This is a genomic window from Enterobacter sp. DN, from assembly GCF_046054285.1.
In the GTDB taxonomy this organism is placed as follows: domain Bacteria; phylum Pseudomonadota; class Gammaproteobacteria; order Enterobacterales; family Enterobacteriaceae; genus Enterobacter; species Enterobacter hormaechei_C.
The window spans coordinates 205,667-224,242 of the sequence record NZ_JBJJTG010000006.1 but is presented as its reverse complement, the minus strand read 5'-3'; the positions used below and the strand labels follow the sequence as shown (position 1 = coordinate 224,242).

14 protein-coding genes are annotated in these 18,576 nt (G+C 56.2%); 11 read left to right on the top strand and 3 right to left on the bottom strand.

The window, feature by feature from the left end; translation table 11 throughout:
• Position 1: 1 nt before the first annotated feature.
• On the bottom strand, positions 2-976 hold the full coding sequence (locus ACJTMZ_RS16100) for an acryloyl-CoA reductase (RefSeq protein ID WP_252010983.1): 975 nt from the start codon (positions 974-976) through the stop codon (positions 2-4).
• Positions 977-1,160: 184 nt separating this feature from the next.
• Here ACJTMZ_RS16100 and csrD point away from each other — a divergent pair, with 184 nt between their 5' ends.
• The 8 genes from csrD (at position 1,161) to tldD (ending at position 13,434) form a co-directional block, all read left to right on the top strand.
• A complete protein-coding gene (gene csrD / locus ACJTMZ_RS16095; RefSeq protein ID WP_032669091.1) occupies positions 1,161-3,101 on the top strand; it encodes an RNase E specificity factor CsrD in 1,941 nt (646 codons plus the stop codon).
• A gap of 282 nt (positions 3,102-3,383) precedes the next feature.
• Complete coding sequence (gene mreB, locus ACJTMZ_RS16090) at positions 3,384-4,427, top strand: rod shape-determining protein MreB (protein ID WP_000913396.1); 1,044 nt, start codon at positions 3,384-3,386, stop codon at positions 4,425-4,427.
• A gap of 62 nt (positions 4,428-4,489) precedes the next feature.
• Positions 4,490-5,506: a rod shape-determining protein MreC gene (mreC, locus tag ACJTMZ_RS16085; RefSeq protein WP_003860400.1), complete on the top strand. Its 1,017-nt coding sequence runs from the start codon at positions 4,490-4,492 to the stop codon at positions 5,504-5,506.
• Positions 5,506-5,994, top strand: coding sequence for a rod shape-determining protein MreD (gene mreD, locus ACJTMZ_RS16080; protein WP_003860402.1), 489 nt, complete (start codon positions 5,506-5,508; stop codon positions 5,992-5,994). Before mreC ends, mreD begins: the two co-directional genes overlap by 1 nt.
• 9 nt (positions 5,995-6,003) lie before the next feature.
• A complete protein-coding gene (locus ACJTMZ_RS16075; protein WP_003860403.1) occupies positions 6,004-6,597 on the top strand; it encodes a nucleoside triphosphate pyrophosphatase in 594 nt (197 codons plus the stop codon).
• Positions 6,587-8,056, top strand: a complete 1,470-nt coding sequence (gene rng, locus ACJTMZ_RS16070) for a ribonuclease G (RefSeq protein WP_003860405.1) — start codon at positions 6,587-6,589, stop codon at positions 8,054-8,056. Before ACJTMZ_RS16075 ends, rng begins: the two co-directional genes overlap by 11 nt.
• 42 nt (positions 8,057-8,098) lie before the next feature.
• The gene (yhdP, locus tag ACJTMZ_RS16065; RefSeq protein ID WP_252010982.1) at positions 8,099-11,905 is read left to right on the top strand and encodes an AsmA2 domain-containing protein YhdP; all 3,807 of its coding nucleotides are present in this window, start codon (positions 8,099-8,101) and stop codon (positions 11,903-11,905) included.
• An 83-nt stretch (positions 11,906-11,988) separates the two neighbouring features.
• Positions 11,989-13,434 carry a metalloprotease TldD gene (gene tldD / locus ACJTMZ_RS16060; protein ID WP_017382710.1) on the top strand — a complete coding sequence of 482 codons (1,446 nt, stop codon included), beginning with the start codon at positions 11,989-11,991 and terminating at the stop codon, positions 13,432-13,434.
• 45 nt (positions 13,435-13,479) lie between these two features.
• Here the strand turns inward: tldD and ACJTMZ_RS16055 are convergent, their stop codons facing one another.
• Positions 13,480-14,094: a YagU family protein gene (locus tag ACJTMZ_RS16055; protein WP_047741474.1), complete on the bottom strand. Its 615-nt coding sequence runs from the start codon at positions 14,092-14,094 to the stop codon at positions 13,480-13,482.
• Positions 14,095-14,313: 219 nt separating this feature from the next.
• Positions 14,314-15,240, bottom strand: coding sequence for an HTH-type transcriptional activator AaeR (aaeR, locus tag ACJTMZ_RS16050; protein ID WP_017382712.1), 927 nt, complete (start codon positions 15,238-15,240; stop codon positions 14,314-14,316).
• Positions 15,241-15,419: 179 nt separating this feature from the next.
• Here aaeR and aaeX point away from each other — a divergent pair, with 179 nt between their 5' ends.
• The 3 genes from aaeX to aaeB are packed head-to-tail and all read left to right on the top strand — an operon-like array spanning position 15,420 to position 18,536.
• Positions 15,420-15,623 carry a p-hydroxybenzoic acid efflux pump operon protein AaeX gene (gene aaeX, locus ACJTMZ_RS16045; RefSeq protein WP_033487763.1) on the top strand — a complete coding sequence of 68 codons (204 nt, stop codon included), beginning with the start codon at positions 15,420-15,422 and terminating at the stop codon, positions 15,621-15,623.
• Positions 15,624-15,630: 7 nt separating this feature from the next.
• Positions 15,631-16,563 (top strand): p-hydroxybenzoic acid efflux pump subunit AaeA, encoded by a 933-nt coding sequence (aaeA, locus tag ACJTMZ_RS16040; protein ID WP_017382713.1) that lies wholly within the window; start codon positions 15,631-15,633, stop codon positions 16,561-16,563.
• Between the two features lie 5 nt (positions 16,564-16,568).
• Complete coding sequence (gene aaeB, locus ACJTMZ_RS16035; RefSeq protein WP_003860418.1) at positions 16,569-18,536, top strand: p-hydroxybenzoic acid efflux pump subunit AaeB; 1,968 nt, start codon at positions 16,569-16,571, stop codon at positions 18,534-18,536.
• Positions 18,537-18,576 lie beyond the last annotated feature (40 nt).

Here is an 18,576-nt window from a genome sequence, read left to right as displayed (position 1 = left end):
ATTAGGCGATTTTAACCAGCGCACGACCGTGGAACTGGTTGTCCATGATTTTATTGGCGAACTCTGGCGCCTGGCTCAGGGTAATCTCAGTGGCGCTCTGGTCAAAGAATGAGGCTGGCAGATCCTGCACCAGACGTTCCCAGGCCTCAGCTCGCCGCTCGGCTGGGGTCATGACCGAATCGACACCCTGAAGACGCACGTTACGCAGAATAAATGGCATCACCGTCGTCGGCAGGGCAAAACCGCCCGCCAGACCACAGGCCGCCACGCAGCCGCCGTAATTCATTTGCGCCAGCACCTTCGCCAGCACTTTGTCGCCGACGGTATCTACTGCGCCAGCCCAGACCTGTTTTTCCAGCGGGCGGGTTTCGGCAAATTCGTCGCGGCTCAGAATGCGGCTTGCGCCCAATTGACGTAGATAATCATGCGTACTTTCGCGGCCTGAGACGGCAGCGACCTGATACCCCAACTTGTGCAGCAGCGTGACGGCCGTGCTGCCCACGCCGCCGCTGGCGCCGGTGACGACAATTTCGCCAGAGTCAGGGCGGATCCCGGCCTCTTCCAGCGCCATCACGCACAGCACGGCGGTGAAACCTGCCGTGCCGATGATCATCGCCTTACGACCGTCTAGGCCTTTCGGCATCGGGACCAGCCAGTCACCTTTTACGCGCGCCTGCGCTGCCAGTCCGCCCCAGTGGTTTTCACCTACGCCCCAGCCGGTGAGCAGCACCTGCTGTCCGGCGTGAAAACGTGGATCTTCACTGGTATGTACGCGGCCTGCAAAGTCGATTCCTGGCACCATCGGGAAATTTCGGATGATTTTACCTTTTCCCGTAATGGCCAGCGCATCCTTATAGTTCAGGCTGGACCAGTCGATATCTACGGTCACGTCGCCCTCCGGCAGGCGGCTCTCCTCGATGGCTTGCACTGAGGCAACGGTTTTGCCGTCCTGCTGTTCTAAGATCAAAGCCTGCATACTGGGTCCTCACTAGGTTTGATGATGGGAAAATATGTTCTGATGACTATACTCGCTCAATGAAACGCAGTGCCGATTTAACGCAATAAATTGCCAGATACGCCAGGTTTGGTAGTATGCCGCATTTGAAATGCAAGTTAGTGCTCACTTGCACCCCCCTTCAACCCACGGAGTAATCTCAAGGATGCGATTAACGACGAAGTTCTCAGCTTTTATCACCTTGCTGACGGGGCTGACCATATTTGTCACGCTAATCGGCTGCTCGCTGAGCTTTTACAATGCCATCCAGGATAAGCTGGTTAACCGGGTTGAATCGGTTGCATCGGTTATCGACACTCGCCTGATTGCAACCTCCTTCCCGGCGCTTTCGCGTGAGCTGGATGAGTTAATGGTGCCTGTGGATATCGTGCAGATCGACATTAAACAGGGGAAGCAGACCGTTTTCAGCCATACCCGCCAGGGCAGCTATCGTCCTGCCGGCACGGTAGATCAGTATCGGGACGTCACGGTTAATTCACTTAAACATCCGGGTATGACAATTCATCTAATGTACCAGGATCCGATGAGCAACTATTTACGCTCGCTTATGACCACCGCGCCCTTAACCATCGCCGTTGCCTTTATCGTACTGCTGATTTTCCTCGCCGTTCGCTGGCAGCGTCGTCAACTTTCCGGCCAGGAGCTGCTGGAAACACGCTCCGTGCGGATACTGAATGGCGAACGGGGTCCACAGGTGCGGGGATCGGTTTATGAATGGCCATCACGCACCAGTAGCGCCCTGGACGTGTTGCTCTCCGAAATCCAGTTTGCCAGCGATCAGCGTAGCCGTATGGACACGTTGATTCGCTCTTACGCCGCGCAGGATAACAAAACGGGCCTCAACAACCGTCTCTTCTTTGATAATCAGCTGGCTACGCTTCTTGATGACCCCGAAAAGGTGGGTACGCATGGCGTGGTAATGATGATTCGCCTGCCCGACTTCGATCTGCTCCGTGATACCTGGGGTCAGCGCGTGGCGGAAGAGAACCTCTTTACGCTGATTAACCTGCTGTCCACCTTTATTATGCGCTACCCCGGCGCGTTACTGGCACGCTACCACCGCAGCGATTTTGCCGTCTTGCTGCCGCATCGCACCTTAAAGGAGTCCGAGAGTATCGCCAGCCAGCTGCTGAAAGCCGTCGATGCGCTGCCCCAGAGCAAAATGCTCGACAGAGACGATATGGTGCATATGGGCATCTGTGCCTGGCGCGGCGGTCAGTCGACGGAGCAGGTGATGGAACATGCGGAAGCGGCCACGCGTAACGCCGTATTGCAGGGGGCGAACGGCTGGGCAGTCTATGATGATACGCTGCCGGAGAAAGGGCGCGGCAACGTGCGCTGGCGAACCCTGATTGAACAGATGCTGAGCCGGGGCGGACCGCGCATCTATCAAAAACCGGCGGTCATGAAGAATGGTCATGTTCATCATCGTGAGCTGATGTGCCGTATTTTTGATGGCACTGAAGAGGTTATCTCCGCGGAATATCTGCCCATGGTGTTGCAATTCGGATTGTCCGAAGAGTATGACCGTCAGCAAATCACCCGTCTCATTCCGTTTTTATCGTACTGGCCTGAAGAAAATCTGGCTTTACAGGTGACCGTCGAATCGCTGATCCGTCCGCGTTTCCAGCGCTGGTTACGTGACACGTTAATGCAATGCGAAAAATCGCAACGCAAACGCATTATTTTTGAACTTGCAGAGGCAGATGTAGGTCAACACATCAGCCGGTTGCGCCCGGTAGTGCGTTTAATCAATGCGCTTGGGGCTCGCGTGGCGGTAACCCAGGCGGGTTTGACGCTGGTGAGCACCCGCTGGATCAAAGAGCTGGATGTTGAATTATTGAAGCTGCATCCGGGTCTGGTAAGGAATATTGAAAAACGCACGGAAAACCAGCTGCTGGTACAAAGCCTGGTGGAAGCGTGCAAAGGAACGCAAACGCAAGTATTTGCCACAGGCGTACGTTCACGTAGTGAATGGCAGATGTTGACAGAGCGCGGCGTGACGGGCGGTCAGGGGGATTTTTTTGCCGCCTCTCAGCCGCTTGACACCAATGTGAAAAAATATTTGCAAAGATACTCTGTTTGACCTGCCGTTTACTTTGTTTTCACGTAGAATATCGCGCCTGTAGCTTTGAGTAAGACGAGCATAAAAGCCAGTGAACGACCTTTAGTGGGTTACAAGTGAAAGTGAGGGACGCTGCTGTTTACTCAGCCCTGAGGGATTCAGGGGATGAATTTGTAACAAAGGAAACGTGCTGCACTAATTTTCACCGTAGCAGACGATTTTTGCGCCTTGTCGCTGCTGCGTGTGGTTGGTAAAGTAAGCGGATTTTGTTTTCCGCCCCAGCTTTCAGGATTATCCCTTAGTATGTTGAAAAAATTTCGTGGCATGTTTTCCAATGACCTGTCCATTGACCTGGGTACCGCGAATACCCTTATTTATGTAAAAGGACAAGGCATCGTATTGAATGAGCCTTCCGTTGTGGCCATTCGTCAGGATCGTGCCGGCTCGCCAAAAAGCGTGGCCGCAGTAGGTCATGATGCGAAGCAGATGCTGGGCCGTACGCCGGGCAACATCGCCGCGATCCGCCCTATGAAAGACGGCGTTATTGCTGACTTCTTCGTGACCGAAAAAATGCTTCAGCACTTCATCAAGCAGGTTCACAGCAACAGCTTCATGCGCCCAAGCCCGCGCGTGCTGGTGTGTGTGCCGGTTGGCGCAACCCAGGTTGAACGCCGTGCGATCCGTGAATCCGCTCAGGGTGCCGGTGCGCGTGAAGTGTTCCTGATTGAAGAACCGATGGCTGCGGCAATTGGTGCGGGTCTGCCGGTTTCTGAGGCTACCGGTTCTATGGTGGTGGATATCGGTGGCGGTACCACTGAAGTGGCCGTTATCTCCCTGAACGGTGTGGTGTACTCCTCTTCCGTGCGTATCGGCGGCGACCGTTTCGACGAAGCCATCATCAATTACGTTCGCCGTAACTACGGCTCTCTGATCGGTGAAGCAACCGCAGAGCGCATCAAGCATGAAATCGGTTCTGCCTATCCGGGTGATGAAGTACGCGAGATCGAAGTTCGCGGTCGTAACCTGGCTGAAGGCGTGCCACGCGGATTCACCCTGAACTCCAACGAAATCCTGGAAGCGTTGCAGGAGCCGCTGACCGGCATCGTGAGCGCGGTGATGGTTGCGCTGGAACAGTGCCCGCCAGAGCTGGCTTCCGATATCTCCGAGCGCGGTATGGTTCTGACCGGTGGTGGTGCGCTGCTGCGTAACCTCGACCGCCTGTTAATGGAAGAGACAGGTATTCCTGTCGTAGTTGCAGAAGATCCACTGACTTGCGTCGCCCGTGGTGGTGGCAAGGCGCTGGAAATGATCGACATGCACGGCGGCGACTTGTTTAGCGAAGAGTAGTCGGGTGTGAGAGGGTAGCAATTCGCTACCCTTTCTCTCTGACGCGAGAATACGCATAGCCTATGAAGCCAATTTTTAGCCGTGGCCCGTCGCTACAGTTTCGCCTGATCCTGGCGGTTCTGGTTGCGCTCGGGGTCATTATTGCCGATAGCCGCCTCGGTACGTTCAGCCAGATCCGAACGTACATGGATACCGCCGTCAGTCCTTTCTACTTTATTTCAAATGGTCCCCGTGAACTGCTCGACTCCGTGTCGCAAACGCTCTCATCGCGTGACCAGCTCGAACTCGAAAACCGTGCGTTACGCCAGGAACTGCTGCTGAAAAATAGCGAGCTGCTGATGCTGGGGCAATATAAGCAGGAAAACGCCCGTCTGCGCGAACTGCTTGGCTCGCCGCTGCGCCAGGATGAACAGAAAATGGTCACCCAGGTGATCTCCACCGTAAACGATCCGTACAGCGATCAGGTGGTGATTGATAAAGGCAGCGTGAACGGCGTATACGAAGGTCAGCCTGTCATCAGCGATAAGGGCGTCGTGGGCCAGGTTGTGGCGGTTGCCAAACTGACCAGCCGCGTGTTGCTGATTTGCGATGCCACCCATGCACTGCCGATTCAGGTGCTGCGTAACGATATTCGCGTGATTGCCGCCGGTAATGGCTGCACGGACGATCTGCAACTGGAACACCTGCCTGCCAACACGGATATCCGCGTGGGCGACGTGCTGGTGACGTCCGGTCTGGGCGGTCGTTTCCCTGAGGGCTACCCGGTTGCGGTTGTCTCTTCCGTGAAGCTCGACACTCAGCGTGCCTACACCGTGATTCAGGCGCGTCCAACGGCCGGCTTGCAGCGTTTGCGCTACCTGTTGCTGCTGTGGGGCGCCGATCGTAACGGCGCTAACCCGATGACACCGGAAGATGTGCATCGCGTGGCCAACGAACGCCTGATGCAGATGATGCCGCAGGTGCTGCCTGCGCCGGATGCGATGGGACCACCTGCACCCGTACCGGCTCCGGCGACGGGGTTAACGCAGCCGCTGCCGGATGCGCCCCCACCGCCGCAAGTCTCGGGTGGAGGGCAGTAGTGGCCAGTTATCGTAGCCAGGGGCGCTGGGTAATCTGGCTCTCATTCCTCGTTGCACTGTTGCTGCAAATTATGCCCTGGCCGGACGACATTCTTGTTTTCCGGCCAAACTGGGTATTGCTCATTTTGCTCTACTGGATCCTTGCCCTGCCGCACCGCGTAAATGTCGGCACAGGTTTTGTGATGGGTGCCATACTGGATCTTATCAGTGGCTCTACGCTTGGCGTCCGCGCCTTATCCATGAGCATTATTGCGTATCTCGTCGCACTCAAATTCCAGCTCTTTCGTAACCTTGCGCTCTGGCAACAGGCGCTGGTAGTGATGTTGTTGTCGCTCGCTGCGGATATCGTTGTTTTCTGGGCAGAGTTTTTAGTGATCAACGTCTCTTTCCGACCGGAAGTGTTCTGGAGTAGTGTAGTAAACGGTGTGCTCTGGCCGTGGCTGTTCCTGCTGATGCGTAAAATTCGCCAGCAGTTTGCCGTGCAATAAAAGGTTTCTATGACGTCTTTGTATCTTGCCTCCGGTTCTCCGCGTCGCCAGGAACTGCTCGCGCAGTTGGGTGTCTCCTTCGAACGCATCGTTACCGGTATCGAAGAAAAACGTGCTGAGGGTGAAAGCGCTCAGCAGTATGTCTCTCGTCTGGCGCGTGAAAAAGCGCAGGCGGGCGTGGCATGCGTGCCGCGTGACTTACCGGTGCTGGGTGCGGATACCATCGTTATTCTCAATGGTGAGGTGCTTGAGAAACCCCGCGACGCAGACCATGCGGCGCGGATGCTGCGTAATATGTCCGGACAAACCCATCAGGTGATGACGGCGGTAGCGCTGGCAGATAGCCAGTACGTTCTGGATTGCCTTGTGGTAACGGAAGTGACGTTCAGAGTCCTCACCGACGAGGAGATCGCCGGCTATATCGCCAGCGGTGAACCTATGGATAAAGCAGGTGCATACGGTATTCAAGGGTTGGGTGGCTGTTTTGTCAGGAAGATAAATGGCAGCTATCACGCCGTAGTCGGCTTACCGCTGGTGGAAACGTATGAGTTGCTGAGCAATTTTAACTCACTGCGTGAGGGAAGGGATAATTATGACGGCTGAATTGTTGGTAAACGTAACGCCATCGGAAACCCGTGTGGCCTACATTGATGGTGGCATTCTCCAGGAAATTCATATTGAGCGTGAAGCGCGACGCGGAATCGTAGGCAATATCTACAAAGGTCGTGTCAGTCGTGTCCTGCCGGGTATGCAGGCGGCTTTTGTAGATATTGGGCTCGATAAGGCGGCGTTTTTACATGCCTCCGATATCATGCCGCACACCGAATGTGTGGCAGGCGAAGAGCAAAAGCAGTTTGCCGTGCGCGACATCTCTGAGCTGGTGCGTCAGGGCCAGGATCTGATGGTACAGGTGGTAAAAGATCCGCTTGGCACCAAAGGCGCGCGTCTGACCACCGACATCACCCTGCCTTCACGCTATCTGGTCTTTATGCCGGGGGCGTCGCACGTCGGCGTGTCACAGCGTATTGAGAGCGAAAGCGAGCGTGAGCGCCTGAAAAAGGTGGTCAGCGCCTACTGCGACGAGCAGGGCGGGTTTATTATCCGTACCGCGGCGGAAGGGATCAGCGAAGAAGATCTGGCCTCGGATGCGGCCTACCTGAAGCGCGTCTGGACCAAAGTGATGGAGCGTAAAAAACGCAACCAGACCCGCTACCGGCTGTACGGTGAGCTGGCGCTCGCTCAGCGCGTATTACGTGATTTCGCCGACGCCCAGCTTGACCGCATCCGCGTGGACTCCCGTCTGACGTATGAAGCCTTACTGGAGTTCACCGCCGAGTACATCCCGGAAATGCCGGGGCTGCTGGAGCATTACACCGGACGCCAGCCGATATTTGACCTCTATGACGTTGAAAACGAAATCCAGCGTGCGCTGGAGCGTAAGGTTGAGCTGAAATCGGGTGGCTATCTGATCATCGATCAAACCGAAGCGATGACCACCGTCGACATCAACACCGGCGCGTTTGTCGGCCATCGCAACCTCGATGACACCATCTTCAACACCAACATAGAAGCGACGCAGGCCATCGCGCGTCAGCTTCGTCTGCGTAATCTGGGCGGCATTATCATCATCGACTTTATCGATATGAACAATGAAGATCACCGCCGTCGCGTGCTGCACTCACTGGAGCAGGCGCTGAGTAAGGACCGCGTGAAAACCAGCATCAATGGCTTCTCGCAGCTCGGTCTGGTGGAAATGACCCGGAAACGGACCCGCGAAAGCGTGGAACATGTCCTGTGTAATGAGTGTCCAACCTGCCATGGACGCGGAACGGTAAAGACGGTGGAGACGGTCTGCTACGAGATCATGCGTGAGATTGTCCGTGTCCATCATGCCTACGACTCAGACCGTTTTCTGGTCTATGCTTCCCCTGCGGTGGCGGAGGCCCTGAAAGGGGAAGAGTCGCACGCGCTGGCAGAAGTGGAAATCTTTGTCGGCAAACAGGTAAAAGTGCAAATTGAGCCGCTCTATAACCAGGAGCAGTTTGACGTCGTCATGATGTAAACGCAGTTCGCTGCGAGATTTAAGGCTGACAAGGAGAGACGCGTGAGGCGATTGCCGGGGATTTTACTGCTTACAGGGGCAACGCTGGTCGTGATTGTCGCGTTGCTCGTGAGCGGGCTGCGTCTCGCCTTGCCGCATCTGGACAGCTGGCGTCCGCAGATCCTGGCAAAAATCGAATCCGCCACCGGCCTGCCGGTGGACGTGAGTCATATCGAGGCAAGCTGGCAGAACTTTGGCCCGACGCTAGATGCCCGGGATATCAGCGCCGGCCTGAAAGATGGCGGCCACCTCAAAATCAAACGCGTCACCCTGGCGCTGGATATCTGGCAAAGCCTGCTGCATCTGCGCTGGCAGTTTCGCGATCTCACCTTCTGGCAACTTCAGCTGATGACTAACACGCCGCTGCGAAGCGGCGACAGCGATCGGGGGCTGGAAACCAGCCGTATCAGCGATCTGTTCCTGCGGCAGTTCGATCATTTTGATCTGCGCGACAGCGAAGTGAGCTTTATTACTCTTTCCGGCCAGCGCGCTGAGCTGGCGATCCCACAGCTGACCTGGTTAAACGGGAAAGATCGCCACCGCGCCGAGGGGCAGGTGAATCTCTCCAGCCTGAACGGGCAGCACGGCGTTATGCAGGTGCGGATGGATCTGCGTGACGACAATGGCTTGCTGAACAACGGCAGGGTGTGGCTACAGGCGGACGACGTGGACGTGAAGCCGTGGCTCGGTGAGTGGCTACAGCAGAACATGCAGCTGGAGACCGCGCGCTTCAGCCTGGAAGGCTGGATGACCCTGACGAACGGGACGTTCGCCAGCGGCGATATCTGGCTTAAGCAGGGGGGCGCGAGCTGGAAAGGGGAAAACCATCAGCATCAACTTTCCGTCGATAACCTCACCGCACACGTGACGCAGGATAAAGGCGGCTGGCAGTTCGCTATACCGGATACGCGCATCTCCATGGATAACAAACCCTGGCCGCGCGGCGCGCTGACGCTGGCGTGGATGCCGGAGCAGGACGTCGGCGGGATAAACGGTAAACGCAGCGACGAGCTGCGTATCCGCGCCAGTAACCTGGATCTGACGGCGATCGAAGGGCTGCGTTCAATGGCCGCAAAACTCTCCCCGGAGCTGGGCGAAATCTGGCTGGCGACGCAGCCGAGCGGGCAGATAAACCGGCTGGCGCTGGATATTCCGCTCCAGGCTACGGAAAAGACGCGTTTTCAGGCGGCATGGAAAAATCTCGCATGGAAACAGTGGAAACTGCTGCCGGGTGCCGAGCACTTCAGCGGTAAACTGGAAGGAAGCGTGGAAAACGGCAGGCTGACGGCAGAAATGCAGGACGCGAAAATGCCGTACGAAACGGTCTTCCGTGCGCCACTGGAGATCGAAAAGGGAAATGCCACCCTCAACTGGCTGAAGAATGACAAAGGTTTTCAGCTCGATGGCCGCGATATCGATGTGAAAGCCAAAGCGGTACATGCCCGCGGTAATTTCCGTTATCTACAGCCTGAAGGCGATGAGCCGTGGTTGGGTATTCTGGCGGGCATCAGCACGGATGACGGTTCGCAGGCGTGGCGCTACTTCCCGGAAAACCTGATGGGGAAAGCGTTGGTGGACTATCTCAGCGGCGCTATTCAGGGCGGCCAGGCGGATAACGCCACGCTGGTCTACGGCGGCAACCCGCACCTGTTCCCGTATAAGCACAACGAAGGCCAGTTCCAGGTTCTGGTGCCTCTACGCAACGCCACCTATGCCTTCCAGCCGGACTGGCCGGCGCTGAAGAATCTGGATATTGAACTCAACTTCCTGAATGACGGCCTGTGGATGAAGACGGACAGCGTTGCGCTGGGCGGCGTAACGGCAAGCAACCTGACGGCAAACATCCCGGATTACTCCAAAGAGAAACTGCTGATTGATGCGGATATTAAGGGGCCAGGTAAAGCGGTTGGCCCGTACTTTGAAGATACGCCGCTGAATGACTCCCTGGCAGCCACCCTTCAGCAGTTGCAGTTAGATGGCGATGTGAATGCTCGCTTACATCTGGATATCCCGCTGGACGGTGAAATGACCACCGCCAAAGGCGACGTTAGCCTTAATAACAACAGCCTCTATATCAAGCCGCTGGACAGCACGCTGAAAAACCTCAGCGGTCAGTTCAGCTTTGTTAACGGCACGCTGAAAAGTGAGCCGCTGAAAGCGACCTGGTTCAATCAACCCGTCAATATCGATTTCTCCACCACCGAGGGCGATAAAGCCTACCAGGTGGCGGTCAATATGGACGCGAACTGGCAGCCGTCACGCATGGATGTTCTGCCGAAGCCGATTGAGAATGCGGTGGACGGCGCGGTGTCATGGAATGGCAAGGTCGCCATCGACCTGCCTTATCATGCCGGTGCGCGCTATAACGTCGACATTACGGGCGATCTGAAAAACCTCAGCAGCCAACTTCCCACGCCGCTGAATAAGAAAAGCGGTGAAGCATTGCCCGTCAATGTTAAGGTTGCGGGCAACCTTAACAGCTTCGATTTAACCGGAAACGCTGGTGGAACAAACCACTTCAACAGCCGCTGGCTGCTTAACCGCAAGCTGACGCTGGACAGAGCGATCTGGACGACGGACAGCCGTACCACGCCGCCGCTGCCGGAGCAGGCGGGCGTTGAACTGAATCTCCCGCCGATGGATGGCGCAGAGTGGCTGGCACTGTTCCAGAAAGGTGTCGGGCAAAACGTCGACCAAACGGCGCAGTTCCCGCAGTCCATTACCTTGCGCACGCCTGCGCTGACGCTGGGCGGGCAGCAGTGGAACAACCTGAGTATTGTCTCCCGGCCGACGGTAAACGGCTCAAAGGTCGAGGCGCAGGGGCGTGAGATCAACGGTTCGTTGACCATGCGCGATCACGCGCCATGGCAGGCGGCTATCCGTTATCTCTATTACAATCCGACCTTTACGGCGTCTAAAGCAGAGTCGACAAGCACTTCTCCTGTCAGTGGCAGTGGGAGGTCGCGCGTGGATTTCAGCGGCTGGCCCGATCTCCAGTTGCGCTGTGCGGAGTGCTGGCTGTGGGGGCAAAAATATGGCCGTATCGACGGTGATTTTGCTATTCAGGGCAATACGCTGAGCCTCTCTGGTGGGCTGGTGGATACCGGCTTTGGCCGCATGACTGCCGCTGGCGAATGGGTGAACAAACCGGGTGAACAGCGCACCTCGCTGAAAGGCGATATTAAAGGCAACAAGCTGGACGCCGCAGCTAACTTCTTCGGCATTAGCACGCCGCTTCGCGGATCGTCCTTCGATGTGAATTACGATCTGCACTGGCGCGCAGCGCCATGGACACCCGATGAAGCTTCGCTTAACGGCATCCTGAAAACCCACTTCGGTAAGGGGGAGATTGCCGATGTGAGCACGGGGCGCGCCGGGCAGATCCTGCGTCTGCTGAGTTTTGACGCGCTGCTGCGCAAGCTGCGCTTCGACTTTAGCGACACCTTCAGCGAAGGTTTCTACTACGATTCCATTCGCAGCACGGCGTGGATCAAAGACGGCGTTCTGCACACCGACGACACGCTGGTGGACGGCCTGGAAGCGGATATCGCGATGAAAGGGTCAGTGGATCTCGTGCGCCGCGAGCTGGATATGGAAGCCGTGGTGGCGCCGGAGATTTCCGCAAGCGTGGGCGTTGCGGCAGCCTTTGTGGTCAATCCTATTGTCGGGGCGGCGGTGTTTGCGGCCAGTAAAGTGCTGGGGCCGCTCTGGAGCAAAGTCTCGATTCTGCGCTATCGCATTACCGGGCCGGTTGATAAACCACAGATTAATGAGGTGCTGCGCCAGCCGCGCAAAGAAGCACAGCAATGATTTGACGTGGGCAGGTAATTGCCTCACTCTCAATAAATACGATCTTTATACCGCCACGGGCGGCAACGAACGAGTAGCAATAGATGAGTCTGAACCTGGTAAGTGAACATTTGCTCGCAGCGAACGGCCTGAGCCATCAGGACCTGTTCTCCATTCTTGGTCAACTGACCGAACGCCGCCTCGACTACGGCGATCTCTATTTCCAGTCGAGCTATCACGAATCCTGGGTTTTAGAAGACAGCATCATTAAAGATGGCTCTTATAACATTGACCAGGGCGTCGGCGTGCGCGCCGTCAGCGGCGAAAAAACCGGTTTTGCCTATGCAGACCAGATAAGCCTGGCCGCGCTGGAGCAGAGCGCGCAGGCGGCGCGAACCATTGTGCGCGATACGGGCGACGGACGGGTGAAAACGCTGGGTGAAGTGCAGCACGCTGCGCTCTATACCAGCATCGACCCGCTGCAAAGCATGAGCCGCGAGGAGAAGCTGGACATCCTGCGTCGCGTGGACAAAGTGGCTCGCGCGGCGGATAAACGCGTGCAGGAAGTCTCTGCCAGCCTGACCGGGGTTTATGAACTGATCCTGGTGGCAGCGACGGACGGTACCCTGGCGGCGGATGTTCGCCCGCTGGTGCGTCTCTCTATCAGCGTGCAGGTTGAAGACGACGGTAAGCGCGAGCGCGGCTCCAGCGGTGGCGGTGGTCGTTTTGGTTATGACTGGTTCCTGGGTGATGTCGACGGCGAAGCCCGTGCGGATGCATGGGCAAAAGAAGCCGTGCGCATGGCGCTGGTCAACCTGTCTGCCGTGGCTGCACCAGCCGGTACGTTGCCGGTGGTACTGGGCGCAGGCTGGCCGGGCGTGCTGCTGCACGAAGCGGTCGGTCACGGCCTGGAAGGTGATTTCAACCGTCGCGGGACGTCCGTATTCAGCGGTCAGATGGGGCAGCTTGTCTCCTCAGAGCTGTGTACCGTGGTGGATGATGGCACCATGCTCGACCGTCGCGGCTCGATTTCTATCGACGATGAAGGTACGCCGGGTCAGTACAACGTGCTGATCGAAAACGGCGTACTGAAAGGCTACATGCAGGACAAGCTTAACGCGCGCCTGATGGGCGTTGCGCCGACGGGTAACGGCCGTCGTGAATCCTACGCACATCTGCCGATGCCCCGCATGACCAATACTTACATGCTGCCGGGCCAGTCCACGCCGCAGGAGATTATCGAATCCGTTGATTACGGTATCTTCGCGCCAAACTTTGGCGGCGGTCAGGTGGATATCACCTCCGGCAAATTTGTCTTCTCTACCTCAGAGGCGTATCTGATTGAGAAGGGCAAAGTGACCAAAGCGGTGAAGGGCGCAACCCTGATTGGCTCCGGCATTGAGGCCATGCAGCAGATTTCCATGGTCGGTAACGACCTGAAACTGGATAACGGCGTGGGCGTTTGCGGCAAAGAGGGCCAGAGCCTGCCTGTGGGCGTCGGTCAGCCTACGCTGAAAGTGGATAATCTGACGGTGGGCGGCACGGCCTGATCTTAGGATGCTTAAAAAAGGCGCTACAGATGTAGCGCCTTTTTTTTAACGTAAGTTACCCAGCGGTATCTCTGGATCAGGCTCGTGAGTAATGCGGTTACGCAAGTCACGACGAATGATTTCGATCGACCAGAACCAGACCAGATGCCCCACGATCTCTGACACGTGTTCATACCACGGCAACTCAAGCAGCGGTGGCGTCAGACCCATCAGCGGGAAGGAGATCATATGCACAAAAAGCTGGGCTAACGCACCCGCCAGCAAACCCTGCCAGAGTTTAATTTTCGGAAAGACTTCCGCAACAACGCAATACCCCACAGCGAAGACGATTGAGAAAATAATATGGGTCACACCGACCCAGTTAAATATATGTCCGGCAAATGTATAAACGGCTGCGTTAGGATCAGTAACGCCCAGCCAGTCGCGTAAAAATACATAGGGAGGGTTTAAAAAATTGCGGGAGCAGTCAATCTGGCTTGCGGCTCTTATTAATTGCTCAGGTCCGCATGCGCCGGTGAATAAATCGGTGGGACTGCGTGGCGGAAGTGGCACTTCGGCTCCCCATTTGACAAAAGCGGAGACGATCCCTGCAATTAAACCGATGAACGCGGCGAGTCCATAGCGCCTGCGTGAAGGCGGTGTTTGTTCGAATATATTCATCTCTTTTCCTTGTTTAACGTCATCCTGCGAAATACATTTTATTATTCATATTGGTAACAAATATATAACAGTCTGATGTTCAGACTGCTTATAAGGTAAATGGCGGGTGGCGGGAGTGTCAATTAGCCATTCCTGAGAGGAGGGCGGAAATATTCCTGGATGAATGTGAGTGCCATCCGGGGAATATTCATGCCAGATATGATTATAGCGATTACTTTATTACTCCTTTCTTCTGCCGCGCATCCCCTGAAACAGCTCCGCCACTTCGACAAAATACTCGGTCAGATAGTTAATACACACCTGTACTTTGAGAGGCAGTTTGTCCTTCTCGGTATACAGAGCGTAGACCGGACGTGGATCGGACTGGTAACGCGGGAAGAGGATCTCCAGTACGCCGCTGTTGATCTCATTGATCACCCACATCAGCGGTACGTAGGCGATCCCGGCTCCGGCCACCAGCCAGCGTGAGATGGTCATCGGATCGTTGGTCACGAAGCGGCCTTCAGGCAGCAGTTTAGTGGAAAGCCCTTCCGGCGCGATCAGTTCAAATTCGTTATCTGGCCGAACGCTGTATTCCAGCCACGAGTGGTTGCTCAGGTCGGCAGGTTTTTCCGGCACGCCATACTGTGCCAGATAGCTTTTCGACGCGCAGACCACCATCGGCATGCTGCCCAGTCGACGCGAGAACAGGCTCGAGTCCTGCAACGCGCCAACGCGGATCACCACGTCTAACCCATCGGCAATCAGGTCCGGTGCCGGAATGCCCGTTACCAGATTAACGGTTAAACCGGGATACTCTTTCAGCATTTCCGCCGTCATGGCAGCGAGAACATTTTGTGCCATAGTTGAAGAACAACCGATACGCAGCGTGCCGATAGGCGTGTTGTTAAAGGCATAGAGCTGCTCGTGAACATCCTGCACCTCATGCAGCATTCGACGGCAGCCCTGATAGTAAATTTTACCCGCTTCCGTCAGCCCGATGCTGCGGGTGCTGCGGTTGAGCAGCTTCACCTGGAGCTCATCTTCCAGTTTTGACACTGTCTGGCTAATGGATGAGACGCTCATTTGTAGCTGACGTGCTGCGGCGGTAAAAGAGCCTTGCTCAACCACTTTCGCAAAGACGGACATGCGTTTTAGACGTTCCATTATTCACTCTGGCTTAAAAGTGATTTAGATCACATATGATAGATAACAGCATAACAGTTACGTTAATATATTATTAATTACATAACGGCTGCGCCACTCTCGCCCGGCAATTCTTGCTCTCCTGCGGCGGCGCGAGCTTAAAAATCCAGTAACCTGCACTCTCTTTAATCAAGGTCAACATGAGTCTGTTTCCCGTTATCGTGGTGTTCGGTTTGTCGTTCCCACCGATATTTTTCGAGCTTCTTTTATCACTGGCGATCTTCTGGCTGGTGCGCAAGGTGCTGATCCCTACCGGGATTTATGATTTCGTCTGGCATCCTGCATTGTTCAATACCGCGCTGTATTGCTGCCTGTTCTATTTAATATCGCGCATGTTTGTCTGAGGTTGATGTGAAAACGCTAACAAGAAAAATCTCCCGCACTGCCATCACTATGGCGCTGGTCATCCTGGCGTTCATCGCTATTTTTCGCGCCTGGGTTTATTACACCGAATCCCCGTGGACGCGCGATGCGCGTTTCAGCGCGGAGGTGGTCGCGATAGCGCCCGATGTCGCCGGTCTCATTACGGCGGTCAACGTCCACGATAACCAACTGGTGAAAAAAGATCAGGTGCTGTTCACCATCGACCAACCGCGCTATCAAAAAGCGCTGGAAGAAGCGGAAGCCGACGTGGCGTATTACAACGCGCTGGCCGCTGAAAAACGCCGTGAAGCAGGTCGCCGTAACAAGCTGGGCATCCAGGCTATGTCCCGGGAAGAGATTGACCAGTCTAATAACGTGCTGCAAACCGTGCTGCATCAGCTGGCAAAAGCGCAGGCGACGCGCGATCTGGCGAAGCTCGATCTGGAACGTACCGTTATCCGCGCCCCGTCCGATGGCTGGGTGACCAACCTCAACGTCTATGCGGGTGAGTTTATCACGCGCGGCTCAACTGCCGTGGCGCTGGTGAAACAGAACTCCTTCTACGTCCTCGCCTATATGGAAGAGACCAAGCTGGAAGGCGTGCGTCCGGGCTATCGCGCCGAAATCACGCCGCTCGGCAGCAACCGGGTCCTGAAGGGAACCGTGGACAGCGTGGCCGCGGGGGTGACCAACTCCAGCAGTACCAATGATACAAAAGGGATGGCGACCGTCGATTCTAACCTCGAGTGGGTTCGCCTGGCGCAGCGCGTACCGGTACGCATTCGTCTGGATGAGCAGCAGAGCAACCTCTGGCCCGCAGGCACCACCGCGACGGTGGTGATCACGGGTGAAAAAGACCGTGATGCCAGCCAGGATTCTATCTTCCGTCAAATCGCCCATCGCCTGCGCGAGTTTGGTTGATCGCTATGGGCATTTTTTCCATCGCCAGCCAGCACATCCGCTTCGCCGTGAAGCTGGCATGCGCCATTGTGCTGGCGCTGTTTGTTGGCTTCCATTTCCAGCTTGAAACGCCGCGCTGGGCCGTTCTGACCGCCGCGATCGTCGCCGCCGGTCCAGCCTTCGCGGCGGGTGGCGAACCTTACTCCGGGGCAATTCGCTATCGCGGGATGCTGCGTATTATCGGCACCTTTATCGGCTGTATCGCCGCTCTGACCATTATCATCCTGATGATCCGTACGCCGCTGCTGATGCTGATTGTGTGCTGTATCTGGGCGGGTTTTTGCACCTGGGTCTCTTCGCTGGTGAAGGTGGAGAACTCGTACGCCTGGGGTCTGGCGGGGTATACCGCGCTGATTATTATCATCACCATTCAGAGTGAACCGCTGCTTGCTCCGCAGTTCGCCGTCGAACGTTGTAGCGAGATTGTCATTGGTATCGTCTGCGCGATTGTCGCAGATCTGCTCTTCTCTCCGCGATCCATCAAGCAGGAAGTCGATCGTGAGCTGGACGCGCTGATTGTTGCTCAGTACCAGCTTATGCAGCTGTGCATTAAGCACGGCGACAGCGAAGAGGTCGACAAGGCCTGGAGCGCGCTGGTGCGCCGCACGCAGGCGCTGGAAGGGATGCGCAGTAATCTCAACATGGAGTCTTCCCGCTGGGAGCGGGCCAATCGTCGTCTGAAAGCGATCAATACCGTCTCGTTAACGCTGATCACCCAGGCGTGTGAAACCTACCTGATTCAGAACACCCGCCCCGAAGTGGTAACGGATACTTTCCGCGAACTGTTTGATGAGCCCGTGGAGACGGTGCAGGACGTGCATCGACAGCTTAAACGCATGCGTCGTGTGATTGCCTGGACAGGAGAACGGGATACGCCAGTCACCATTTATACCTGGGTTGGCGCCGCAACGCGCTACCTGCTCCTGAAACGCGGCGTGATTAGCAACACCAAAATCAGTGCGGCGGAAGAAGAGGTATTGCAGGGCGAAGTGGTGATCAAACCGGAGTCCGCCGAGCGCCACCATGCGATGGTTAATTTCTGGCGTACCACCCTGGCCTGTATACTCGGCACGCTGTTCTGGCTGTGGACCGGCTGGACGTCCGGCAGCGGCGCGATGGTGATGATTGCCGTCGTCACCGCGCTGGCGATGCGTCTGCCCAACCCGCGCATGGTCGCGATCGATTTTCTGTACGGCACCATTGCGGCGTTACCCATTGGTGCGCTCTACTTCCTGGTGATTATTCCCTCGACGCAGCAAAGCATGCTTTTGCTCTGCATCAGCCTGGCGGTGATGGCGTTCTTTATCGGGATTGAGGTACAAAAACGCCGTCTGGGATCGTTGGGTGCGCTGGCGAGCACGATTAACATCATCGTGCTGGATAACCCGATGACCTTCCATTTCAGCCAGTTCCTGGATAGCGCATTAGGTCAGCTGGTGGGCTGTTTCCTGGCGATGATGGTGATCCTGCTGGTGCGGGATAACTCTCAGGCGCGGACAGGGCGTGTGCTGCTGAATCAGTTTGTGTCGGCCGCCGTATCGTCATTGACTACCAACACCGCGCGGCGTAAGGAGAACCACCTGCCGGCGCTCTATCAGCAGCTGTTCCTGTTGTTGAATAAATTCCCGGGCGATGTCGCCCGCTTCCGCCTGGCGTTAACCATGATTATCGCGCACCAGCGTCTGCGGAACGCGCCAGTGCCGATCAACGATGATTTGTCCGCTTTCCACCGCCAGCTACGGCGAACGGCGGACCATGTGATATCGGCATCGAGTGATGACAAACGTCGCCGCTACTTTAAGCAACTGCTGGAGGAACTGGATATCTACCAGGAGAAACTGCGGATCTGGGAAGCGCCGCCGCAGGTTACCGAGCCGGTAGAGCGGCTGGTGTTTATGCTGCACCGCTACCAGAATGCGCTGACAGACAGCTAACGAAGAGAAAACCGACGCCAAAAGCGTCGGTTTTTTTGTG